This is a genomic window from Micromonospora jinlongensis, assembly GCF_013410645.1.
Lineage (GTDB): Bacteria > Actinomycetota > Actinomycetes > Mycobacteriales > Micromonosporaceae > Micromonospora > Micromonospora zamorensis.
The window spans coordinates 4858331-4880237 of sequence record NZ_JACCHK010000001.1; the positions used below are offsets into that span (position 1 = coordinate 4858331).

Consider the following 21907-nt stretch of genomic DNA (forward strand, 5'->3'; position numbering starts at 1 on the left):
GGTTACCGGCTAGTAACGTCAGGCCATGACCATCGACTCCCGCCAGGTGGCGGCCGGCATGCTGGAAGCGGTGCCCTTCGCTCGTACGCTCGGCCTCGAATTCGTCGAGGTGGCACCCGAGGCGGAGGGTGGGGTGCGGGCGGTCGTCCGACTGCCCGACTCGCCGGCCACCCACAACCACATCGGCGGCCCGCACGCCGGTGCCATGTTCACCCTCGGCGAGACGGCCTCCGGCGCGGTCGTGCTGGCCGCCTTCGGGCAGCTGTTCGACCGGGCTGTGCCGCTCGCCGTCCGGGCCGACATCGCCTACCGCAAGCTCGCCATGGGCCCGGTGCTGGCCACCGCGCGGCTCGGCCGGTCGGCGCTCGAGGTGATCGAGGAGCTGGAGTCCGGTCAGCGGCCGGAGTTCCCGGTCGAGGTGGAGATCGCGACCGAGGAGGGCAAGCCGACCTCGGCGATGACCGTGATCTGGACGTTGCGGCCGAACTGAGGCGCGCCAGGGCGGCGGAAACGGGTTTGCGGGCCCAGCGGGGTGGATAGATTCGTACCGTGCTGGGCCTACCTGCTCACGTGACCGCCTGTCTCTTCGATCTGGACGGTGTGCTGACGCAGACCGCCCGTGTGCACAACGCCGCCTGGAAGCAGACCTTCGACGAGTTTCTCCGGCAGCGTGCCACCGTCTCCGGCGAGCCCTTCCAACCGTTCGACCCGGGTCCGGACTACAACCGCTATGTCGACGGGCGACCCCGCGCCGACGGCGTCCGCTCGTTCCTCGCCTCCCGCGGCATAGTCCTTCCCGAGGGCAGCCCGGACGACCCGCCGGACGCCGACACCGTCAACGGCGTGGGCAACCGCAAGAACGTCCTGCTGCTGGAACGCCTCCGCACCGCCGGCGTCGAGGTCTACCCGGGCTCGGTGCACTACCTGGAGGCGGCGAGCGCCGCCGGGCTGCGCCGGGCCGTGGTGACGGCCAGCGCCAACGGTGGTGAGGTGGTCGCCGCCGCAGGGCTCGAACCGCTGCTGGAGGCCCGGGTCGACGGCCTGGTCGCCCGCGCTCAGGGGCTGCGTGGCAAACCGCACCCCGACACCTTCCTCGCCGGGGCCACAGTGCTCGGCGTCGACCCGACACAGGCCGCCGTCTTCGAGGACGCGCTCTCCGGGGTGGCCGCCGGACGTGCCGGAGGCTTCGGCTACGTGGTCGGCGTCGACCGGGTCGGGCAGGCCGACGAGTTGCTCGCGCACGGCGCCGACATCGTGGTGCAGGACCTCGCCGAGCTGCTCGCCGTCGCCGACCCGCCGGCGCCGCCCCGTGCCGCCACCGCCCACCCCGCCGGCGAACGAGGCTCCGCGTGATCCGGGAGCGGGCCTATCCGGTCGAGCCGTGGCACGTCCGGGAGACCCGGCTCGACATGGACGTGCTGGCCCAGTCGGAGTCGGTCTTCGCGCTCTCCAACGGGCACGTCGGCCTGCGCGGCAACCTCGACGAGGGTGAGCCGCACGGCCTGCCCGGCACCTACCTCAACTCGTTCTACGAGTTGCGACCACTGCCGTACGCGGAGGCGGGCTACGGCTTCCCCGAGTCCGGGCAGACCATCGTCAATGTCACCAACGGCAAACTGATCCGACTGCTCGTCGACGACGAGCCGCTCGACGTGCGCTACGGGGAGTTGCTGGCCCACGAGCGGGTCCTCGACCTGCGAGCCGGCACCCTGCACCGGGAGGTGCACTGGCGCTCGCCGGCCGGCCGGGAGGTGAAGGTCCGCAGCACCCGGCTGGTCTCCTTCACCCAACGGTCGGTCGCCGCCATCAGCTACGAGGTGGAGGCCGTCGACGGCCCGCTGCGGCTGATCGTGCAGTCCGAGTTGGTGGCCAACGAGTCGCTGCCCGCGCAGAGCAAGGACCCCCGGGTGGCGGCGGTGCTGGAGTCACCCCTGCAGGCCGAGGAGGAGCTGACCACCCCGGACGGTGGGCAGCTGATCCACCGCACCAAGGTCTCCGGGCTGCGGGTGGCCGCCGCCATGGAGCACGAGGTCCACGGCCCGGACCACACCACCATCGAGTCCGAGGGCTACCAGGACTGGGTCCGCACCACGATCGCCTGCGTGCTCAAGCCCGGCGAGAAGCTGCGGGTGGTCAAGTACCTGACGTACAGCTGGTCGAGCCGGCGGTCGCTGCCCGCACTGCGCGACCAGGTCGGCGCGGCGCTGGCCGGGGCCCGGCTGGACGGCTGGGACGGCCTGCACCGCGAGCAGCGCAACTACCTCGACGCGTTCTGGGATGCGTCCGACGTGCTGGTCGAGGGCGACCCGGAGGTGCAGCAGGCGGTCCGGTTCGGTCTCTTCCATGTGCTTCAGGCCGGTGCCCGTGCCGAGCAGCGGCCGATCTCGGCGAAGGGGCTGACCGGCCCCGGTTATGACGGGCACGCGTTCTGGGACACCGAGATGTTCGTCCTGCCGGTGCTCACGTACACCCAGCCGAGCGCGGTGCGCAGCGCTCTCCAGTGGCGGCACAGCACGTTGGATTCGGCGAGGGAGCGTGCCGAGACGCTCAACCTCAGGGGTGCCGCCTTCCCCTGGCGGACCATCGAGGGGCCGGAATCGTCGGGCTACTGGCCGGCCGGCACGGCGGCCTTCCACATCGCCGCCGACATCGCCGATGCCATGCGCCGCTATGTGATGGTCACCGGGGACACCCAGATGGAACGGGAGATCGGGCTGGAACTGCTGGTCGAGACCGCCCGACTGTGGCGCTCGATCGGCCACCACGACCGGCACGGGCAGTTCCACATCGACGGCGTCACCGGCCCGGACGAATACACGGCCGTGAAGAACGACAACGTCTACACCAACCTGATGGCCCAGCGGAACCTGCTCGCTGCCGCCGAGGTGGTGATGCGCTACCGGGACGACGCATTCCACCTCGGAGTCACCGACGAGGAGGCCGCCAGCTGGCGGGACGCGGCCACCTCGATGCACGTCCCGTACGACGAGGAGCTCGGGGTCCACCAGCAGGTGGAGGGCTTCACCCGGCTCCAGGAATGGGACTTCACCCACACGCCGGCGGAGAAGTACCCGCTGCTCTTGCACTACCCGTATTTCGAGCTGTACCGCAAACAGGTGGTCAAACAGTCCGACCTGGTCCTCGCGATGCACTGGCGGGGGGACGCGTTCACCCCCGAGCAGAAGGTGCGCAACTTCCTCTACTACGAGCGCCGCACCGTACGCGACTCGTCGTTGTCGGCCTGCACCCAGTCGGTGCTCGCCGCCGAGGTGGGCCACCCTGAGCTGGCGCACACCTACCTGCGCGAAGCCGCGCTGATGGACCTGCACGACCTCAACGAGAACACCCGCGACGGCGTGCACATGGCGTCGTTGGCCGGCGCGTGGCTCGCCCTGGTCAGCGGGTTCGGCGGCCTGCGCGACCACCACGGCGAGCTCTCCTTCGCCCCCCGGCTCTCCAGCCGACTCAGCCGGTTGGAATTTTCCCTGCAGTGGCGGGGGCTGTCGCTGCGGGTGGATGTCCGACCACACCAGACGACCTACTCGCTCCGCCACGGCGGCCCGGACGACGTGGTCGAACTGCGCCACCACGACCAGTTGCTACGGGTCACCTGCGACGAGCCGGTGACGGTGCCGGTGCCCCCGGCGGAGCCGTCCGGCCCCGCGCCGGAGCAGCCACCGGGTCGGTCACCACTGCTGCGGCTGCCCGAGCGCGAGCAGTGACGGTCGGGGCGGGAGTCGCTCCCGCCCCGACCGCCTCGCGTCAGTTGTCAGACCGGCTCGCCGGTCGACGGGCGTCCGATCGCGTCCCGGGGCGCAGCCGCCTTGGGATCGTCGGGCAGCCGGGCCGAAGCGGCCTGGTCCCCGAAGTCCTGGTTGCGCTCGGTGTCCTGTTCACGCTGGGCCCGCTCGGTCATCTGCTGCTGCCGGGAAATCTGCTGCTTGGCCATGGCGATCCTCGCGATCCGTCGGGGCGCGGCTGCGCCGACACGGTCTGCGGTCACTCGTCGCGTACCCGGCGCCCCTGTGGGCAAACGCGGCCCGCCGGCGCGGCCGTCGGCGTGCGTGCGGCGCGGCCGGCGGGGTACCCCGGCCCGTAGGCGAACTCACGGAGGTGGGGCATGGACGAGCAACGCAGCACGGTGGCCATTCCGGTCGGCGACGCCCAACTCCCCGCTGACCTGATGCTCCCCGCTCAGCCGGTTGGTGTCGTGCTGTTCGCACACGGCAGCGGCAGCTCCCGGCACAGCCCGCGCAACGTGGCGGTGGCCCGTGCGCTGAACGGTCGCGGGCTCGGCACGGTCCTGGTGGACCTGCTCACGCCGACCGAGGACGAGGTGGACGCCCGCACCGCGGAACTCCGGTTCGACATCGGGCTGCTGGCCAGTCGGCTGGCCGGGATCGTCGACTGGTTGGCGGTGCAACGCCCCGCCGGTGACGTGCCGATCGGGCTGTTCGGCGCCAGCACCGGGGCCGCCGCCGCGCTCGTCGCGGCGTCGTCCCGGGCGGATCGGGTGGGTGCCGTGGTCAGCCGGGGCGGCCGGCCCGACCTGGCCGGGGAAGCGCTGGCGCAGGTGCGTACCCCCACGTTGCTTCTGGTCGGCGGCCTGGACGAGGAAGTGATCACGCTCAACGAGCGGGCGCTGGCCGAGTTGGGGGAGATCGGCGAGCTGCGGGTGATCCCCGGGGCCACCCACCTCTTCGAGGAGCCCGGCACCCTGGAGCAGGTCGCCTACCAGGCTGGCACCTGGTTCACCACACATCTCAGCCGGTGATCACTCCGCCGGCAGGAGAGTCGAGGTCGCACGGCGCTGTTGGACGGTGTCGATGACGCGCCAGAGGACGGCGGTGATCGGAACACTGACGAAGGCACCCGCGATCCCGGCGATCAGCGTGCCGGCGGTGACCGCCACCAGGATCACCGCCGGGTGCAGCCGTACCTGCCGTTTCATCACCAGCGGCTCCAGCAGGTTGCCCTCGATCTGCTGCACCGCGATCACCGCGGCGAGGGTGAGCAGCGCGGTGGTGGGGCCGTTCGCGGCCAGCGCCACCAGCACCGCCACCGCACCGGCCACTGTCGCCCCGATGATCGGCACGAACCCGCCGAGGAAGGTGATCAGAGCCAGCGGCAGGGCCAGCGGCACCCGCAGCACCACCAGAGCCAGCCCGATGCCGAGCGCGTCGATCGCGGCGATCAACATGGTGCCCCGGCTGTAGGCACCGAGGGTCTGCCACCCGGCCCGGCCGGCCTCGGCCATCACGGGCTGGGTCGCGCCGGACATCCGGGACACCAGCCAGTGCCACATCGACCGGCCATCCTTGAGCAGGAAGAAGAGCAGCACCAGGGCGAGCAGTGCGGAACCGAACACCTCGGTGGCCGTCCGGGCGCCCGCCACCGGGTCCGGCGAGCTGCCGCTGAGCCCCTGCCGGGCCTGGTCCACCAGCCGGTCCAGCTGCGCCTCCGTCACCGGCAGCGTCGACGTCACGAAGTCCCGACTGCGTTCGACGCCCTGCGTCAACTCCTGACTGAGCTGGTCGAACTGACTGGCGGTCAGGTTCCACACCAACGCGCCGACGCCGACCAGGATGCCGAGCAGCAGAAGTACGGTGCACAGCGCGGCCAGTGCCGCCGGCAGACGCAGCCGACGCAGCAGGAGCAGCACCGGGTCGAGCAGCGCGGTGAGGAAGATGGTGGCGGCCAGCGCGATGGCCAGTGGCGCCAGCAGGACGGCAATCTTGCCCAGCAGGTAGAGCCCGGCGACGATCACCACCAGGCAGGCGCTCCACAACACCGCGGTTCGGACCAGCCAGGGCAGCGCCGCCCACGACTGGCGCGGCCCGGCGCCGCTCGTTGTCGCTCCGGGATCCTCTGCCGCCATGTCGGCCTCCTCGATCTCGGCGAGTCGGTACCCAGCCGGTCCTGCGCCGACACCCGTATCGCTCCAACTGCGCGCTGGCCGCTGCCCGCGCGGATCGTACGCCGCTCGGCGTGCCCCGGGCGGATGTTCGCCAACCGCGTCCGGGACGACGGCGTTTGCGCTGTCCGCCCGAGGGAAGGCAATCAGGAGCAACCGGACCGGAGGAGGAGCACCGTGGGTGATTTCATGGACAAGGCCAAGGACTTCGCGGACAAGCACGACAAGCAGGTCGACCAGGGCATGGAGAAGGCCGGCGACATGGCCGACAAGCGCACCGGCGGCAAGTACGACGACAAGATCGACAAGGGTGTCGACCAGGCCCAGGCGCGCACCGGTGAGGGCGACCAGGTCCGTTGATTCGCCAGACGCCTCCCGGGCCGCCGCGCCGTCGGCGACCCGGGAGCGTTCTGTGTGGACGTCGTAGCGCTCAGCGCTGCTGCTCCTCGCGTAGCTCGTCCATGGAGGTGGGTCGGCCGCTCAACGCGTCGCGCAGCCGGTCCACCAGACCGATGCCCGGAGCGAGCAGCTTGTTCGCCGGCGGGTGGTGCGGTTTTCCCGGGTGCGGCCGGGTCGGGCCGATCTCCTTGACCGCCGTCACCTTGTCGGCGACCTCGATCAGCTCCTCCCGGGCGGTCGCCGCGCGCAGCCGGGGAAAGAGTTCGTTCTCCTCCTCGCGTACGTGGTCGCGGATCGTGCTCATCAGGTGGGCGAGCAACTCGTCGAAGCGCGGGTCGGACGGGTCGACGGACTCCAGCTCCTTCATGGTCCGTTCGGCGTCGCTGTGCTCCGCGATCTCGCGGTCGGCGATCTCATTGCCGTCGGGCAGCGCCTTGCGGGCGATCGGATAGACGTACGCCTCCTCGGCGACCGAGTGGCGGACGAGTTCGGCGATCACGACGTCGACGAGTTGGCGGCGGTGTTCGAGGGTGCCCTGTCCGGTCTCCAACTCGACGAAGAGGGCCTCGACCTCACGGTGGTCGGCGACCAGGATGTCGACGACGTCGTGGTGGTCGTCGTTCTGCGGGTTGCTCATGTACGGCCCCTTACCGGTTGCGGATCGGTGGGAGGTGTGAGGCCCTGGTACCCCGACGGGGCTGCACAAACCTACGGACGACGATGCGTTGCAGGATCCAGGTGGGGCCGTTGGTGGCGGTGGTGCCGGATCGGCACGACTGCGCCGCCGTGGCCGGGGTAAGCGCCGCCATGGCCGACGACCGCCCACCCGCCGACCGCGACCGGTCGCGGTTCGGCGAGGCTGCCGAGCGGAGCGGTCAGGCCGTCCAGCGGGCGCGACACCGGGGCGGACAGGCCGGCCGGATCCGGGCCCGCCAGTGGGAGGTCACCCTGGTGATCTCCATCCAGGCGGGGCTGGCCGCGGCGATCGCCGCCCTGCTCGCCCAGAAGCTGCTCGGGCAGGGATCGCACGTCTTCGCACCCGCGGCCGCCGTCGGTACGATCGCCACCGCCATCGGCCAGCGGGCCCGACGCACGTTCGAGCTGCTGGGTGGCGTGGCCCTGGGCATCATCATCGGCGACACGCTGCGTTTCCTGTTGGGCTCCGGCCCGTGGCAGACCGGTGTGGTGGTCGCCCTGGCCATCGCCGTCGCGTTGCTGGTGGCCGGGAGGGGCGGTCCGCTGGTCGGTCAGGCCGGCGGTACCGCCGTGCTGATCGCCACGCTGGCCCCGATGGAACGTGGCCTGGAGCTGCCCCGGATCTTCGACGCGCTCGTCGGCGGGGCGGTCGGCCTTGTGGTGGTCGCGCTGTTGTTGCCGGTGAACCCGTTGCGGGTCCTGGACCGGGCCGCAGCGCCGATCTTCGCGGTTCTCTGCGAGCAGCTCGCTGAGCTGGCGCAGGGGTTGCGGGACCGCGACGGGGACCGGACATTGCGCGTCCTGGATCGGCTGCGGGGCACCGAGGACGACGTCAGCAGGCTGCACGACGCGTTGAGCGGGGCGGAGGAGGTGGTGACGCTCGCCCCGGTCCGCTGGCACCGCCGCGAGCAGTACCACCGGTACGCCCGCAGCGCGGGTCACCTCGAACGGCTGCTGCTGGACACCCGCGCCCTGGCCCGCTGGTCGTCGACCGCCCTCCAGTACGACGAGCCGATCCCGCAGCAGCTTCCGGACGCGATGACCCGGTTGGGTCAGGCGGTGGCGGAGATGCGTACGGAGTGCCGGGTCGGCGACGACCCACGACGCACTCTCCGGTTGATCGAGGAGTGTGCCGAGTTGGCCGGGCGGGCTGCTGCGAGTGGGGTCAAATCGTTCGGCGAGTCCCTGGTCACCGGGCTGCGTACCGCGGCCAGCGACCTGCTCCGAGCGTGCGGTTGTGAACCCGACGACGCCAACCGGATCGTGCGGAGGGCCGCCGGCGCCGGTGAGGCGGCCGTGCACCCGCTGGTCCGGCGACAACTGCACCGCGTCCGGCCGACGCGGGCCCTGCGAGCTCGTCGGCGCGCGCACCTGGCCGCCCGGATGCGGATGGCGAACGGGCCGGCCTCCCCGCAGGGGAGACCGGCCCGGTGACACCGTCAGATCAGGAGGAGTAACCGCGCTCGGCGATCCAGTTGGCGACCTTCGGCAGGCTCATCCAGTACTCGCCCAGCGTCGGGTCGGCCGGGTCGGCGACCCGGATGCTGTCCCCACCGTCGCGGTAGCCGACGAGGGTCAGGTAGTGGCCACCCTCGTACGAGTGCGGGTTGCCGTCGGTGTCGACGGTCGTGCCCTTGATGTTGGCCACCACCGGCCGGCCGGCGTCCACCGCGGCCAGTACGTCCCGGCGCAACTGCTCGACCTGGTCGGGCCGGGCCACGGAGTCACGAATCTCGGTGGTCCGGTACTTGCCACCGGTCAGTTCGTTCAGCACCCGGGTGGTGTCCAGGGCCGAGGCGGTGCCTGCCTCGGTGGTGCCGAGCAGTTTGGCCACCTCGTCCTGGGAGAGCGCCTTGCCCTGTGCGGACAACGCGATCCGGGTCGCGGCCGGGCCGCAGTAGTAGAAGTTGGGCTGGGCCTGGTAGTCGATGCCGAGGACCCGCTCGGCGGAGCGCTCGGTCTGGCTCGACGAGGTCGACGCCGAAGGCGCCGGGGCGGCCTGGGCGGCTACCGCGGGGCCGAGGGCGCAACCGCCGGCGACGAGCAGGCCGACGACGGACAGACCGCTCTTCTGGACGATCGGGTTCATGGTCGAGTCTCCGTTCGGGGGTTGGCGCCTCCGACAGGCGGAGGGCGCAGCACCGGGAATGGCGCTCGGCTCATCACGGGGGCGACGACCAGCGGCGGTTTGGGCCACTGGCGTACCGGGGACACAACAGCCCTGCTCCGGCCGGCATTCCGCCGGCCGCGGGCGCGGGCGTCGCGATCAGGTGCAACGGCTGCCGGCCGGGAGGGATTCCGGCTAACCCCGCTGCGCTGAGCGCGACCCGTCCGGACGACTCGTCACACGGTGGGGGTCAGAGGCTCCCCAGGAGCCGGGTCACGGTGATCTCGATGACGACCCGCTCCGGATTCGGACGGGGGGTCCGATACCGCTCGGCATAGCGACGCTCGGCCTCCGCCACGGAGGCGGGATCCGACCGCAGGACCGCGCGGCCCTCGATGGTCAGCCAGCGGCGGCCATCCACGTGGCACACGGCCACTGCCGCGCCCGCCGGGCCCGCAGCGGTCACCTGACGGGCCTTGCGGGACGCGCCGGAGGTGATCACCCGGGCCAGCCCGGCCGCCGGGTCGAGGGTCACCCCGACCGGTACGACGTGCGGGGTGCCGTCGGCACGCAGGGTGGTCAGCGTCGCGAGGTGCCGTTCCGCGCAGAAGGCGACAACGCGCTCATCGCGCACATCCAGTCGATGATCGCCCGCCATGCCCGTCCCCTGTCCGCCGAACCGACCCCGATCATGGCACGCGACGGTGGGCGCGGTCCCGATCCGGCAGGGCGTCCGGCTGACCGGGCAGCTGTCGACCGGCCGCCCGGCGTTGGTGCACCAGCCGGGTGAGGTAGATCAGCGCGGCGGCCAGGACACCCATGTCATCCAGGTAGATCGGGTCTGGGAGCACGTCGACCGGGAAGATCGTGTAGATCAGCGCCCCGTAGAAGGCGAACTTGCCGCCCGCGCCGAGCCCGGTCAACATCCGTCGCGTACGCACCACGCGCACCGCGAGCACCACGGCGCCGACCAGTGTGGCGACCGCCAGGATGCCGGCGACCACCACGAGCACCCACGCCTGTCGGGACATGCCGTCACGCTAACCCACCCGACGCCGTACGGCTCAGAACGCGGGCACCGTCGCCCGACCGCGAGCGGTCACCTTGTTCTCCCGGGTCTGGTCGACCGCCGGCCGGGCAACCTCGCTGAGCGGCAACACCGACGCCGACTCCGCGACCCGCCGTCCGGTGGCGGCGTGGGCCTCCTCGCGCAGACTGCGAGCCGCCGCCACTGCCAACTCCGCCGCCCGCCACGCAACCTGCTCCTGCTCACGGGCGGCGGCGTGCCGGGCCGCCAGGTTGTCGCGGATCGCCCGTTGCAGCACCAGCTCCTGCTCGACCGGGTGCAGCCGCGGATCCCAGCCGTCCCTGTGCGCGAAGACCTCACTGAGCTGCTCCACCGACAACTCCCGCCGCCAGTACGCATCCAGGGCGGCACGGTGCAGGTAGCGCTCACGGTCCACGTACTCCGCCGGGGTCCGGGCGGTGAGCGGCAGCGGCATCGCGGCCGCGGCGGCGAGCCGTCGCACGGCTGCCTCGGCCGCCTCGTACGTCAGCCAGGCTGCCTCCACCGCCTCCTGCGCGGCCACCCACTCCGCCCGGCGGCGCTGCGCGGTGGTGGTCGCCCGCTCCGCGGCCACCGCGACCTCCTGCGCGTAGCGGCTCTGCTCCCGTTCCTCCTGCGCGTGTTCGAGTTGGCTCGGCATGGCCGCGCGACGGATCCGGGCGACCGGGTCGAGGCGAAGTCGACCGGGCCGCAGCAGGAGAGCGGCGACGGCGACCCCGACCACCGCGAGCAGGCTCAGCCAGATGACGGCGGCTCGGGACAGGTCGGGCAGGACGGCGGAGAGGACGGTTTGCATGATCAGCACCTCGCGCTCGAAGGCGGGTATCGACGGGTGTCAGGAGAAGCCCGACGGTGCCGGTCGGCCGGGAGGTGGGATCGTGCCGTCGGCGGCGACTCAGGTGCCGCGACGGATCACCCGCATCCGGGCTCCGGGGACAGCCGGGCCTGGATCAGCGAGTGGGCGGGCCGCGCCGCGCCGGGGTGCCACGCCCGGGATCGATGGCCGAGGCGCGCCCCGGGACCGCCGTGACCGGACCGGGCGCGGCGACGGTGTCGACCGTGCCGGCGGGCGGGACAGCGGGCTGGCCCGTGCGCTCGGCGGCCGGCACGGCATCGGGGCGGACGGTGGCCACCCGGCTGCTCACGGCGCTCGGTCGCGCAGACGTCGGGGCGGGCGGTGAGGTCGCAGCGAGAGCGCCACCGAGGCCGACCGCGAGCACCAGCGCGGTGACAGCCAGGCGGGTCATCTCGCGCAGTGACCGCAGCACAGCCCACCGGGCTGGGCGGACACAGGCTGCGGACGACACCCGACCAACCTATCGCCCGACCCGGCGCGCCGCAGCACGGCGACCGTCGGTTCTGCCGTGACCGCCACCACCATGCGCACTGTGGACGACGCATATCGAGACCTGGGAAAGGCGGTGCCCCCGGCCGGAGCGGGTCCGGTCGGGGGCACCCCGTGTCGTTCGTCCGGCAGCGCCGGGGGCGACTGTTCGCCCGTGGCGGATCTCGGTCAGTCGCTGGCGCCGAGCACTGGCGGCGCTGCGTTGTCGCCGTCGCGCCACACCATCTCGTCCTCGGTCAACCAGGTCAGCCGCTCATCGGAGTCGTCCTCCTGAGGTCGACCCCGCCCTCCGAGCACGCCGGAACCGCTGCCGCCCGCCCCGCGGCCGCTGCCGGTCGCGCCTGCACGACCGCCACGCTGGCCGTCGATGCTGCGCCCGATCCCGCTGGCGGAGCGACTGTCCGCCGGGGTGGCCGCACCGGTCGGACGAGCCGACGTGGTGGGCGTGCTGCCCGAACTGGCGAGCGCGGCGGTGCGGAGGACCCCGCCGGCCGGCGCCCCGCCCTGCGCGCCGTAGAGCAGACCGGGGCCGGTGCCGGCGCCAGCGGTCACGGTGCTCGGCCCGGACAGGCCAGCCAGCCCGGCGGCACCACCAGCGACCAACGCGCCGCCGACCAGCGGGTCCGCCCCGGCGAGTGAGGTGCCGCGGACATCGACATCGCTGCCGACGCCGATCGTGCCGCTGCCGATGGTCGGCGCCCCACCGGTGCCGGGGACGCTCTGGTCGGGGAACGAACCGCCCCCGGTGACCGGCGGAGCGGCGGCGCGGTCGGGCCTCGCGATGGTCGCGTCGCCGGTGCGCGCGGTCACGTCGGTGCTGCTGGGCCCGGCGGTCGCCGTGGCGATACTCGGAACGCTCCGCGGGGACGTCGGGTCCTTGCTGACCGTGTCGGGAGTGTCCGGATCCGGCAGGGGCGGGTCGACCACGCGGTCGTAGGCGGAGATTTCGTAACCGTCGGCCAGTCTGGCCACCAGGTTCACCATCCGCTGGTGGGCCTTCTCCTGCTCTTCCTTGTCCTGCTGGTGACCCGTGAGGCCCATGACCACGGCGCCCGGCAGACCGAAGGTGATGGCACCCTTGGCCGCGCCGGACAACGCCTTGTCGTTGTCGTCGGTCTCCTCCGGGCTCTCGGCCTGCTTGCGGGCCGTGCGCAGATGCTCGGCCATCATGGTCAGCCCCTGCTTGACGCCGGACATCCCGTCACTCAGCGCGTCCGTGTGGGCGACGATCAGGCTGAGTCGCCGATGGAACTCGCGGCCGGCCGAGCCCGTCCAGGTGTTGCCAAGCTTCTCCAGGTCGCCGCTCAACTCCCGGCTGAGACCGTCCAGGATGCCCTTGAGCTCGGCCCACTGGGCGGCCACACCCTCGATCTGCTCCGGCTGGCCGGCCATCACACCGTCATAGAGCTGCTGGTGGCTGCTGCCCTGGTAGCGCTGGGTGTAGTCAGACACGCCCGTCCTCCTTCGGCTGCAACGCCCGGTCGACCCCGGTCAGCGCGGCGGTGACATCGGTGGCGTTGGCCGCGTTCCGCGCCTCGGCGGTGCGGTAGTTGCTCAGGATCGTGCTCGTCGCCTGCTGTGCCGCGAGCACCGCCTGCCGCACGCGCTCGGCCTGATCCACATAGGACTGATGGACCTCGCTGTAGCGGCGCGCCTTGTCGGTGGCGTCGAAGAACGACCCCAACGCGGGTGGGCGGCACTGCATCTCGGTGTTGAGCTTGCGCAGCACCGACTCCACCTGGCTCAACCGCGACGCCAGATGCAGGTGGAAGTCCTCAAGGGACAGCAGATCGACTTCCGTACGCCCGGTCATGGCAAACATCCCCGTCGTTCTGGTTGACAACCGTCAGCGACATTCAGGTTAGTCCACCAGTGCGACGCGGGGCGACCCGTCACGGCTGCTCAGCCGTCGGCCCCGGTCGATCCCGAGGCACCTGGCGACCCGCCGCCCGCCCCACCGGTCGGCGGCGCCGCGCCGTTGGTCGGAGGAGACGGCGCCGGTCCGGCCGGAGATGCGGCCGCCGCCGACCCGTCGGGCGAGAAGACCGACAACGCGTCCGCACGCTTCAGGGTGGGCCCGGTCGGGATCAGTGCGAGCAGCGAACCGGGCACCGCGAGCGGAGTGACCCCGCCGTAACCGAGCACCGCCAGCGTCTCCGCCGAGCCGAGCGGATATCGGATGCCCTGCGGGCTGATCAGGTAGATCGTCGAACCGGCGGCACCGGAACCGCTGGTCCCGGCACCCGGCGAGGCCTGCGCGATGACGCCCTTGCCGCCGGGCATCAGCACCGCCTCGGCGGTGCGTACGGCGTCCCGCCTGGTCTGTGGCACCGGCACCGCGCCTGGATCGGTCGCGGTCAGCTCGTTCGGCACCCGGTCGAAGACCTCCAGGGTCGTGGTCGGAGGGCCGCCGGAGCTGCTCGCCCGGTACGTCGCGCAGAGGGCGGTCCGACCCGACGTGGCCGGGTGGAAGGCGGGCATCGTCTTCGGCAGCCCCTCCTCCTCGACGCGCTGCTCGACATACAGCTCGCCCGCCTGGTTGGGGGTGATGTCGGTGATCTGACCGCCGCCGCCGACCATCAGCAGGGCGGTGATCTCACTGATCGACGCGAGGCCCTCCCGGGTGAGCACGTAGTGCCGCCCGGCCGCGCTGAACACCTGACCGATTGTGGCCGGTCGGCCGGCCACCATCCGGGTGCTGGACTCGCCCTCGCCGGCCAGCGACGGCTTGCGCAGTGGTGGCCCGGCCGGTACGGCGTTGAGCAGTTGCTGCCCGACCCGCAACTGCGCGGCGCCGGGCAACTTCAACGCCGTGATCGTCTGGTCTCCGCCGAGCACCTGAAGTCGGATGTTGTTGGTGACCAGGTACTTCTGATCGTCCACCACGACCAGCACCGCCCGGTCGCCGAGCGGCACGCCGCCGGGCAGCGCCCGGTCGATCACCAGCCGCGTGCGGGAGCGCTGCGGGTCGACCGGATCGGGCACGTCGCAGACCGACCAGGGCAGGCCGGTCAGCGACTTGCGGTCCGGCAGAGCGTCCGGCGCCCCGACGATGCCGAGGGTCGACCCGCGTGGACGGTCCCGCAGTGCCGCCTGGGACATCGTCCGCACCTCGGCGTCGGGCTTGTCGAGGATCAGGCGGGCCGACGCGTAGTTGAGCGTCGGATGCAGCTGCCCGCTCATGAAGACATACGTCGCGCCAGTTTCCCGTTCGATGACCAGCGTCTGGTCGTTCAGCGGCGCGGTGTTCCCGGTCAACTGTCCGTAGGCACCGACGCCACCGAGCACGACGGCCGCGGTGATCACACTGCCGAAGACAGCCATGCCGAGGCGCCGCATCGGCAGGTTGGTGGTCTCCGGATCGCCCGACAGCAACGCGGAGACGATCCGGCGGGTGACGAAGCGGTACGCCTGCACCTGATCGCGGCGGGTCCGCATGACTTACCTCCGGCGGGGTGGATCCGCGACGATCAGGTCGGGGTGCCGTCGCGGGCTTCCCTACGATAAGGGGCCGACCGGGGTTCCTCGGGACCACCGTTCGTGGCCGGCACCGGACCGACCCGGCGCAGAGTCGTACGTGCAGGAGGGACAGTCAGCGATGACGCAGGTTCAGGCACGACCCGCCCGAGCGGCCACGGACCCGTCCACCGTTGCGACGCGGTCGACACCGCCGGCCGACCGGTCCGGCCGTGGACGGGTCGGCCCGGTGCTGGTCGGGCAGCTCGTCGTGTTGGAGTTGTGCGTGGTCGGCGTCTGGGCCGCATCGGCCGGGCCCGGTTGGGTGCTCGCCGTGGCGGGCGGCGCGGCGGTGCTGGTCGTCCTGGCGGCCTTCGCCCGCCGGGGTGGCCGCTGGTGGTTCGAGGATCTGCTGCTGCGCCGACGGATGCGACGTCGCGGCGAGCGCGCGTCGGCGGCGCTGACCGGCGGCACAGCCAGCGACCCGCGGTTGGTCGCACTCGCCCCCGAGTTGAGCTTCATCGAGTTGACCGACCGGGGGACCCGCCTCGGCATCGGGCAGGACGCTCAGGGGTGGTTCGCCGCTGTCGCGTTGCAGTCCGCCAGCGGCACGACGGTCGGCTCCGCTCACGCCTCCACTGTGGATCAGGTGCTGGGGGTGCTCACGGACTTCAGCGCCCCGGTCTCCCGGGCCCAGGTCGTCGCACACACCCTGGTCTGGTACCCGGCACCCGGTGCGCCGCCGGCGGCGCACCGGACAGTCTGGGTGGCGCTGCGGCTCACCGTCAGCGACGCGCGGGTCGAGGCGGTGAGCCGGGGTGGCGGGCTGCCCGGCGTGCACCGGACCGTGGCCGCCGGGATCGGTCGGCTCGGCAAGGCGCTGACCAGCGCGGGTCTGGCGCATCGGCCGCTGGGCCGCGAGGAGCTGCGCGCGGCCGTCGTCTCGGCCGCCGGTCTGGATCTGGGCCCGGAGGCGCCGACGGAGACCTGGCGAGGGCTGCGCGGCGGCGGTTGGACCCACCGGTGCATGACCCTGCGGGGTCGAACGGACGCGCCACTCGGCCCGCTCGTCGACGCGATCACCGCGACCTCGGCGCCGTCGCACACGGTTGCCGCGACGGTGTCGGTGGACGGTCGGGTGGCGGCTCCGCTGCTGCGGGTCGCCGCGATGGACAACCACGTCGAGGCGCTGGTCAAGGTGGTACGTGACGTCGCCCATCGGACGGGCATGACCACCCGCCCCCTGGACGGTCAGCACGGTCCTGGCGTCTACGCCACCGCGCCGGCCGCGTCCGCGCTGGGGGTCTCCACCCGCCCGCAACCGTAGGGACCGACGCGGGCGGTCAGGGCCGGAGGTTGACGATCCAGCCGTAGAGGCCGCACACCCAGAAGGCGAGCGGGACCAGTGCGATGATCAGCAGGATCTCGGCGATGTCGAGAAGGCGGCCCCAGACCGGCGAGATGCGCTTGCCGGCGACGCTCAGACCGTAGATCAGGCTGACCACGGCGGCCAGCACCAGCCCGCCGAGGATCAGACCGAGCCGGACCGACAGCGACCCGTCGGCGAAGATGGCCGCAGCGGCCAGGCCCAGCCCGACGGTGCCGGCCAGCAGCACCGGGGTGCGCTGCGCGCGACCCAGGAGCGGTCGGGCCCGCAGCAGCGACAGCAGCGCCAGCACCAGGCACAGCAGCACCGCCGGCAGGCGTCCGTCGAGGGCCAGCACGAGCTGCGCGCCGAGCACCAGCAGCGAGACCGTCCACAGCAGACCGGTCATGAACTGGTCGGCGCGTTCGCTGCGCTGCAGCACCTGCCGGCCGTCCACCGACTCGGTGTCGGTCTTCAGGTCCTCCGGGCCGGTCGGGATCGACGGCACCGGCAGTCTCGCCAGCCGGTAGGCCATCATCGGCAGCGCCGGCACGACGCCGAACGCCACAGCGGCCACCACCGCCGCGGCCGCCGGCGCGTCCAGGCCGAAGACCAGGCAGAGCAGCGCGCCCAGGCCGGTCGCGGCCCCCACCCCGATCGCGGCGAAGAAGAGGGGGTACCGGTCACCGACCGCCAGCACGGCCACCGCCCCGGCGACCACCGCGGCGGTCGCCGCCAGCAGCACGTGCGGGCTGGCCAGCTCGGTGAGCGGGCGATCACCGGCGAGCAGCAGCAGGCCGCCGGTGGCGGCGTGCACCAGACCGACGATGGCCAGCACCGCGCCGGTCTGACTGTCGCCGGCGGCCCTGGACAGCACCGCAGCACCCACCAGCAACGCCACCGCGACCAGCAGGGCGGCCACCGCACCGGGCAGGTGCGGCGGGCCGGCAAAGAGCGCGGCCACCGCACCTGCGCCGAGCGCCGCCGCCGCGAAGACCACCGCGAAGGACCGGGTCGCACCGACCTGCCAGGCACCGGGGCGCTGGTTGGTCGCGGTGGCGACCGCATCCACCACGTCGTCGAAGACGATCTCCGGAGCGGCGGCGGACCGCGGATTGAAGTAGAGCACCTCACCGTCACGGACACTGAGCTGCGCAGCCGTACGCCCACCGTCCAGCGGTGCACCGCCCAGTCTGGACAGAGCCCAGCCGCCGTGCCGCGCACCCTCGTCGGCCATGTCCTCACCCGCGTAGCGCAGCAGGGTGGGCAGCAGGTCCGCCATCGGGACGTCCGACGGCAGCGCCAGGTCCATCCGGGTACGCGGAGCCACGATGGTGATCCGGCTCAGACCACCGGTCGCCGTCTTCGTCGCCACAGTGGCCTCCAGGTGTGCGTCTGTGATCGGCTGGCCGCGATGCTGCGTCCGGGTCCACCGCGCCCACGGCAGATTACCTACGATGGCGGGCACGTACGATGCCCACCCGCGGGCTCCGGTCCGCGGCGGCACGTCATCAGGGCCGCTTCTGGGGAGGAGACAGCCGTGAGCACTGTCGTGTTCCGCCGGCTCCCGCGTCAGCCGGGGCCCGCCCTGCCGCGCGGCGAGGTGCTGCTGGAGTCGCCTCCCGAGCTGCCGGAGCCGACGCCCCGCGGCATGGGGCAGCTGCTCATGATCCTGCCGATGTTCTGCGGGGTCGGTGCGATGGCCTTCCTCTACGCCGGCAAGGGCGGCGGCATGATGACGTACGTCGCCGGTGGTCTCTTCGGGGTCTCGATGCTCGGCATGGCGATCGGTTCACTCGCCAACAGCGGTGGCAAGGACAAGGCCGAGTTGAACGCCGACCGCCGCGACTACATGCGTTACCTGGCCCAGATGCGCAAGCGCACCCGGCGGGCCGCTGAGCAGCAGCGGGCCGCGATGGCCTGGCGGCACCCGGAGCCCGACGCGCTCTGGTCGATCGCGGCGTCCCGTCGCCTCTGGGAGCGGCGGATCACCGAGGACGACTTCGGTGAGACCCGGATCGCCCTCGGCCCGCAGCGACTGGCCGTGGAGATCGTCCCGCCGGAGACGAAGCCGGTGGAGGACCTGGAGCCGATGAGCGCCATCGCGCTCCGCCGGTTCGTCCGCGCGCACTCCACGGTGCCCGAGTTGCCGACCGCCCTGTCGGTGCGCGCGTTCAGCCGGGTGGTGCTGCGCGGCGACCGCGAGCCCGTGCTCAACCTGACCCGGGCGGCGCTCGGGCAGCTGGCCACCTTCCACGCACCGGACGACCTGGTGGTCGCGGTGGTCGCCGCTCCGGACCGACAGCCGTCCTGGGGCTGGGTCAAGTGGCTGCCACACGCCCACCACAGCGCCCGTACGGACGCGGCCGGCGCGCGCCGGTTGGTCTTCGCCAGCCTGGCCGAGGCCGAGGCCGCGCTGGCCGGTGAGCTGGCGGGGCGGCCCCGGTTCGCCCCCGAGGCCAAGCCGCTGACCACCGCCGCGCACCTGGTCGTGGTCATCGACGGTGGAGAGATCTCGCCGACCTGCCAACTGGTGGGGCCGGGGCTGCTCGGCACCACCGTGATCGACCTTTCCGGGACGGTGCCGCGCGACGCGGGCCGCTGGCTGCTCTGCCTCGACGTGGCTGACGGACGTTCGCTCGATCTGGTCCGGGGCACCTCGTCGTCGCCGCTGGGTCGACCTGACCAGCTCAGCGCCGAGGCCGCCGAGGGGCTGGCCCGGCAGATCGCCCCGTACCGGCTCTCCCAGCAGCAGACCAGCAGCGAGGAGCCGCTGGCCCGCAGCATGGAACTACCGGACCTGCTCGGTGTGGGTGACGCCGCGACGGTGGACGTCCAGAACACCTGGCGACCGCGGGGCCACCGGGACCGGCTGCGCATCCCGCTCGGTGTCGGCCCGGACGGCAACGTGGTCGAGCTCGACTTCAAGGAGTCGGCGCACGAGGGCATGGGCCCGCACGGTCTGGTGATCGGTGCGACCGGATCAGGCAAATCCGAGCTGCTCCGGACGGTGGTGGCCGCGTTGGCGGTGACCCACTCCTCGGAGGAGCTGAACTTCGTCCTGGTGGACTTCAAGGGCGGTGCGACGTTCGCCTCGTTGGAGGCGCTGCCGCACACCAGCGCGGTCATCACCAACCTGGCCGACGAGCTGCCGCTGGTCGACCGGATGCGCGACGCGCTCGCCGGCGAGATGGTGCGCCGGCAGGAGTTGCTGCGGGCGGCCGGCAACTACGTCTCCCGCTTCGAGTACGAGAAGGCCCGCGCGGCCGGCGAGCCCCTCGCCCCGATGCCCAGCCTGTTGATCATCTGTGACGAGTTCAGCGAGCTGCTCGCCGCCAAGCCCGACTTCATCGACCTGTTCGTGATGATCGGCCGACTGGGCCGGTCGCTCGGCGTGCACCTGCTGCTGGCCAGCCAGCGACTCGAGGAGGGCAAGCTCCGCGGTCTGGACACGCACCTGTCGTACCGGATCGGTCTGCGTACCTTCTCCGCGGTGGAGAGTCGGATCGTGCTCGGTGTCCCGGACGCGTACGAGCTGCCGAACGCGCCCGGTCACGGTTACCTGAAGACCGACACCAGCACGATGCTGCGGTTCCGGGCCGCGTACGTGTCGGGGGCGTACCGGGCGCCGGGGCAGCAGGCCTCGGCGTCCCAGGCGCTGGTTCAGCGGCGGATCGTGCCGTACGGCCTCGACTTCGTTCCGGCCCAGGTCCCGCAGGTGCCGGTGGCCACCACGCCCGAGCCGGAGCAACCGGCCGACGGCAAGGCCGTGGCGATGCTCGACGTGCTGATCGACCAGCTCAAGGGTCGAGGGCGTCCCGCCCACCAGGTGTGGCTGCCACCGCTGGCCGATCCGCCGGGCCTCGGCGAGCTGCTCGGCGCGCTGGCGGTCGACCCGACCTACGGGCTGTGCACCGCGTCCTGGCCCGGGCGGGGGCGGCTGACCGTACCGGTCGGCGTGGTGGACCGCCCGTACGAGCAGCGCCGTGACCCGATGATGGTCGAGCTGGCCGGCGCCGGCGGCAACGTGGTCATCGTCGGCCGCTCACTGAGTGGCAAGAGCACCATGCTGCGTACGCTGCTCGCCTCGCTGGCACTCACCCACACGCCGCGTGAGGTGCAGTTCTTCTGCCTGGACTTCGGTGGGGGCGCGTTGCGCAGTCTCGACCGGTTGCCGCACATGGCGGGGGTGGCCGGTCGTCGGGACGTCGAGGCGGTCCGCCGGACGGTGGCCGAGGTGGTCGCCGTCCTGGACGACCGGGAGACGCGTTTCGCCCAGCACGGCATCGACTCGGTGGCGAGCTACCGTCGTCGCCGGGCCGCCGGTGAGTTCGCGGACGACCCGTTCGGCGACGTGTTCCTGGTGGTGGACGGCTGGAACACGCTGCGCCAGGAGTACGAGGAGCTGGAGCAGACGATCACCACGCTGGCCAACCGGGGTCTCGGTTTCGGCGTGCACGTGGTGCTCACGGCGGTGCGTTGGGCCGAGATCCGGATCAACATGCGGGATCTGCTCGGCACCAAGCTGGAGCTGCGCCTCGGTGACGCGTCGGAGTCCGAGATCGATCGTCGGGCGGCGACGAACGTGCCGGAGAAGTCGCCCGGTCGCGGTCTGACGCGCGACAAGCTGCACTTCCTCACGGCCATCTCGCGCATCGACGGTCGTCGGGACATCGACGACCTGAGTGAGGCGTCGCTGTCCCTGGCGGGGCACGTGGCGGCCAACTGGCCGGGGCGTCCGGCACCGAAGGTGCGGCTGCTGCCGCGCCGGCTTCCGGTGGCCGAGCTGGCCCGGCTCATCGACCGGTCGGCACCCGGCCTGCCGATCGGTGTCAACGAGTCGGCGCTCGCGCCGGTCTACCTGGACCTGGTCAACGAGCCGCACCTGACGGTCTTCGGCGACGCGGAGTGCGGCAAGACCAACCTGCTGCGGTTGATCGCCCGGGGCATCACCGAGCGGTACACGCCGGCGCAGGCCCGCCTGGTGATCGCCGACTACCGGCGTGGTCTGCTGGGTGCGGTCGAGGGTGATCACCTGCTGGACTACGCCCCGTCGAACCAGGCGTTCGCGCAGGGTCTCGGCTCGATCCGCAGCGCGTTGTCCAACCGGCTGCCCGGCCCGGACGTGACCACCGCCCAGCTGCGCGACCGCAGTTGGTGGAAGGGCCCCGACCTGTACATCCTGGTGGACGACTACGACCTGGTCGCCTCCGGCGGCAGCAATCCGCTCAGCGCCCTGCAGGAGCTGTTGCCGCAGGCACGCGACATCGGTCTGCACCTGGTCATCACGCGTCGGGTCGGCGGGGTGTCCCGGGCGCTCTACGAGCCGGTGCTGCAACGGTTGCGCGAACTGGACTCACCAGGCCTGCTGATGTCCGGCAACCGGGAGGAGGGCGCGGTCTTCGGGACGTTGCGGCCGAGCCCGCAGCCGCCTGGTCGCGGCACCCTCGTCCGACGGCGTGATGGTCAGCAACTGATCCAGACCGCCTGGGCGGAGCCGTCCTGACCGGTGTCCGCCGTCCGGTGTGAGGTGACCGGCCGCTCAGGTCCGATTCACC

20 protein-coding genes are annotated in these 21907 nt (G+C 72.3%); 8 read left to right on the forward strand and 12 right to left on the reverse strand.

Annotation, left to right across the window (positions count from 1 at the left end):
* Positions 1 to 25 precede the first annotated feature (25 nt).
* From HNR22_RS21710 to HNR22_RS21720, 3 genes are read left to right on the forward strand one after another with little or no spacing between them, the layout of a single operon-like run.
* Positions 26 to 490, forward strand: a complete 465-nt coding sequence (locus HNR22_RS21710) for a DUF4442 domain-containing protein (protein WP_179781875.1) — start codon at positions 26 to 28, stop codon at positions 488 to 490.
* A 59-nt stretch (positions 491 to 549) separates the two neighbouring features.
* Complete coding sequence (locus HNR22_RS21715) at positions 550 to 1353, forward strand: beta-phosphoglucomutase family hydrolase (RefSeq protein WP_179781876.1); 804 nt, start codon at positions 550 to 552, stop codon at positions 1351 to 1353.
* The gene (locus HNR22_RS21720; RefSeq protein ID WP_179781877.1) at positions 1350 to 3722 is read left to right on the forward strand and encodes a glycosyl hydrolase family 65 domain-containing protein; all 2373 of its coding nucleotides are present in this window, start codon (positions 1350 to 1352) and stop codon (positions 3720 to 3722) included. The genes HNR22_RS21715 and HNR22_RS21720 overlap by 4 nt, the downstream gene beginning before the upstream one ends.
* A gap of 47 nt (positions 3723 to 3769) precedes the next feature.
* Here the strand turns inward: HNR22_RS21720 and HNR22_RS21725 are convergent, their stop codons facing one another.
* The gene (locus HNR22_RS21725; RefSeq protein ID WP_179781878.1) at positions 3770 to 3949 is read right to left on the reverse strand and encodes a hypothetical protein; all 180 of its coding nucleotides are present in this window, start codon (positions 3947 to 3949) and stop codon (positions 3770 to 3772) included.
* A gap of 171 nt (positions 3950 to 4120) precedes the next feature.
* Between HNR22_RS21725 and HNR22_RS21730 the strand changes: the two genes are divergently transcribed.
* On the forward strand, positions 4121 to 4774 hold the full coding sequence (locus tag HNR22_RS21730; protein ID WP_179781879.1) for a dienelactone hydrolase family protein: 654 nt from the start codon (positions 4121 to 4123) through the stop codon (positions 4772 to 4774).
* Here HNR22_RS21730 and HNR22_RS21735 read toward each other — a convergent pair whose 3' ends face one another.
* Positions 4775 to 5878, reverse strand: coding sequence for an AI-2E family transporter (locus HNR22_RS21735; RefSeq protein ID WP_179781880.1), 1104 nt, complete (start codon positions 5876 to 5878; stop codon positions 4775 to 4777).
* Positions 5879 to 6103: 225 nt separating this feature from the next.
* On the opposite strand from HNR22_RS21735, the gene HNR22_RS21740 reads away from it, so the two are divergent.
* The gene (locus tag HNR22_RS21740) at positions 6104 to 6274 is read left to right on the forward strand and encodes an antitoxin (RefSeq protein WP_218908168.1); all 171 of its coding nucleotides are present in this window, start codon (positions 6104 to 6106) and stop codon (positions 6272 to 6274) included.
* A gap of 70 nt (positions 6275 to 6344) precedes the next feature.
* Here the strand turns inward: HNR22_RS21740 and HNR22_RS21745 are convergent, their stop codons facing one another.
* A complete protein-coding gene (locus HNR22_RS21745) occupies positions 6345 to 6950 on the reverse strand; it encodes a hemerythrin domain-containing protein (protein WP_179781881.1) in 606 nt (201 codons plus the stop codon).
* Positions 6951 to 7033: 83 nt separating this feature from the next.
* Here HNR22_RS21745 and HNR22_RS21750 point away from each other — a divergent pair, with 83 nt between their 5' ends.
* Positions 7034 to 8443 carry an FUSC family protein gene (locus tag HNR22_RS21750; RefSeq protein ID WP_246380984.1) on the forward strand — a complete coding sequence of 470 codons (1410 nt, stop codon included), beginning with the start codon at positions 7034 to 7036 and terminating at the stop codon, positions 8441 to 8443.
* A gap of 10 nt (positions 8444 to 8453) precedes the next feature.
* Here the strand turns inward: HNR22_RS21750 and HNR22_RS21755 are convergent, their stop codons facing one another.
* The 8 genes from HNR22_RS21755 to eccB all read right to left on the reverse strand — a co-directional run bounded on the left by HNR22_RS21755 (position 8454) and on the right by eccB (position 14965).
* Complete coding sequence (locus HNR22_RS21755; RefSeq protein ID WP_179781882.1) at positions 8454 to 9098, reverse strand: C39 family peptidase; 645 nt, start codon at positions 9096 to 9098, stop codon at positions 8454 to 8456.
* Positions 9099 to 9366: 268 nt separating this feature from the next.
* Entirely contained in the window at positions 9367 to 9774 is a 408-nt protein-coding gene (locus HNR22_RS21760; protein ID WP_179781883.1) for a pyridoxamine 5'-phosphate oxidase family protein, read from the reverse strand.
* Between the two features lie 31 nt (positions 9775 to 9805).
* Positions 9806 to 10147, reverse strand: coding sequence for a YkvA family protein (locus tag HNR22_RS21765; RefSeq protein WP_179781884.1), 342 nt, complete (start codon positions 10145 to 10147; stop codon positions 9806 to 9808).
* 33 nt (positions 10148 to 10180) lie between these two features.
* Positions 10181 to 10978, reverse strand: a complete 798-nt coding sequence (locus tag HNR22_RS21770) for a hypothetical protein (protein ID WP_179781885.1) — start codon at positions 10976 to 10978, stop codon at positions 10181 to 10183.
* A 154-nt stretch (positions 10979 to 11132) separates the two neighbouring features.
* Positions 11133 to 11489: a hypothetical protein gene (locus tag HNR22_RS21775; protein WP_179781886.1), complete on the reverse strand. Its 357-nt coding sequence runs from the start codon at positions 11487 to 11489 to the stop codon at positions 11133 to 11135.
* Positions 11490 to 11695: 206 nt separating this feature from the next.
* A complete protein-coding gene (locus tag HNR22_RS21780; protein ID WP_179781887.1) occupies positions 11696 to 12979 on the reverse strand; it encodes a WXG100 family type VII secretion target in 1284 nt (427 codons plus the stop codon).
* Entirely contained in the window at positions 12972 to 13340 is a 369-nt protein-coding gene (locus HNR22_RS21785) for a hypothetical protein (RefSeq protein WP_179781888.1), read from the reverse strand. Before HNR22_RS21785 ends, HNR22_RS21780 begins: the two co-directional genes overlap by 8 nt.
* Positions 13341 to 13429: 89 nt before the next feature.
* Entirely contained in the window at positions 13430 to 14965 is a 1536-nt protein-coding gene (gene eccB, locus HNR22_RS21790) for a type VII secretion protein EccB (protein ID WP_179781889.1), read from the reverse strand.
* A 160-nt stretch (positions 14966 to 15125) separates the two neighbouring features.
* On the opposite strand from eccB, the gene HNR22_RS21795 reads away from it, so the two are divergent.
* Positions 15126 to 16310 carry a type VII secretion protein EccE gene (locus HNR22_RS21795; RefSeq protein WP_179781890.1) on the forward strand — a complete coding sequence of 395 codons (1185 nt, stop codon included), beginning with the start codon at positions 15126 to 15128 and terminating at the stop codon, positions 16308 to 16310.
* 16 nt (positions 16311 to 16326) lie between these two features.
* Here the strand turns inward: HNR22_RS21795 and eccD are convergent, their stop codons facing one another.
* A complete protein-coding gene (gene eccD / locus HNR22_RS21800) occupies positions 16327 to 17724 on the reverse strand; it encodes a type VII secretion integral membrane protein EccD (RefSeq protein ID WP_179781891.1) in 1398 nt (465 codons plus the stop codon).
* 165 nt (positions 17725 to 17889) lie between these two features.
* On the opposite strand from eccD, the gene eccCa reads away from it, so the two are divergent.
* On the forward strand, positions 17890 to 21855 hold the full coding sequence (eccCa, locus tag HNR22_RS21805) for a type VII secretion protein EccCa (RefSeq protein WP_179781892.1): 3966 nt from the start codon (positions 17890 to 17892) through the stop codon (positions 21853 to 21855).
* Positions 21856 to 21907 lie beyond the last annotated feature (52 nt).

Bases quoted from the DNA above. Each gene is read 5' to 3' on its own strand.
- HNR22_RS21755 (WP_179781882.1), bottom strand. From the start codon at position 9,098: ATGAACCCGATCGTCCAGAAGAGCGGTCTGTCCGTCGTCGGCCTGCTC.
- eccB (WP_179781889.1), bottom strand. From the start codon at position 14,965: ATGCGGACCCGCCGCGATCAGGTGCAGGCGTACCGCTTCGTCACCCGC.
- HNR22_RS21710 (WP_179781875.1), top strand. From the start codon at position 26: ATGACCATCGACTCCCGCCAGGTGGCGGCCGGCATGCTGGAAGCGGTG.
- HNR22_RS21740 (WP_218908168.1), top strand. From the start codon at position 6,104: ATGGACAAGGCCAAGGACTTCGCGGACAAGCACGACAAGCAGGTCGAC.
- HNR22_RS21735 (WP_179781880.1), bottom strand. From the start codon at position 5,878: ATGGCGGCAGAGGATCCCGGAGCGACAACGAGCGGCGCCGGGCCGCGC.
- HNR22_RS21765 (WP_179781884.1), bottom strand. From the start codon at position 10,147: ATGTCCCGACAGGCGTGGGTGCTCGTGGTGGTCGCCGGCATCCTGGCG.
- HNR22_RS21770 (WP_179781885.1), bottom strand. From the start codon at position 10,978: ATGCAAACCGTCCTCTCCGCCGTCCTGCCCGACCTGTCCCGAGCCGCC.
- HNR22_RS21760 (WP_179781883.1), bottom strand. From the start codon at position 9,774: ATGGCGGGCGATCATCGACTGGATGTGCGCGATGAGCGCGTTGTCGCC.
- HNR22_RS21725 (WP_179781878.1), bottom strand. From the start codon at position 3,949: ATGGCCAAGCAGCAGATTTCCCGGCAGCAGCAGATGACCGAGCGGGCC.
- HNR22_RS21785 (WP_179781888.1), bottom strand. From the start codon at position 13,340: ATGACCGGGCGTACGGAAGTCGATCTGCTGTCCCTTGAGGACTTCCAC.
- HNR22_RS21750 (WP_246380984.1), top strand. From the start codon at position 7,034: ATGCGTTGCAGGATCCAGGTGGGGCCGTTGGTGGCGGTGGTGCCGGAT.
- HNR22_RS21730 (WP_179781879.1), top strand. From the start codon at position 4,121: ATGGACGAGCAACGCAGCACGGTGGCCATTCCGGTCGGCGACGCCCAA.
- HNR22_RS21745 (WP_179781881.1), bottom strand. From the start codon at position 6,950: ATGAGCAACCCGCAGAACGACGACCACCACGACGTCGTCGACATCCTG.
- HNR22_RS21795 (WP_179781890.1), top strand. From the start codon at position 15,126: ATGACGCAGGTTCAGGCACGACCCGCCCGAGCGGCCACGGACCCGTCC.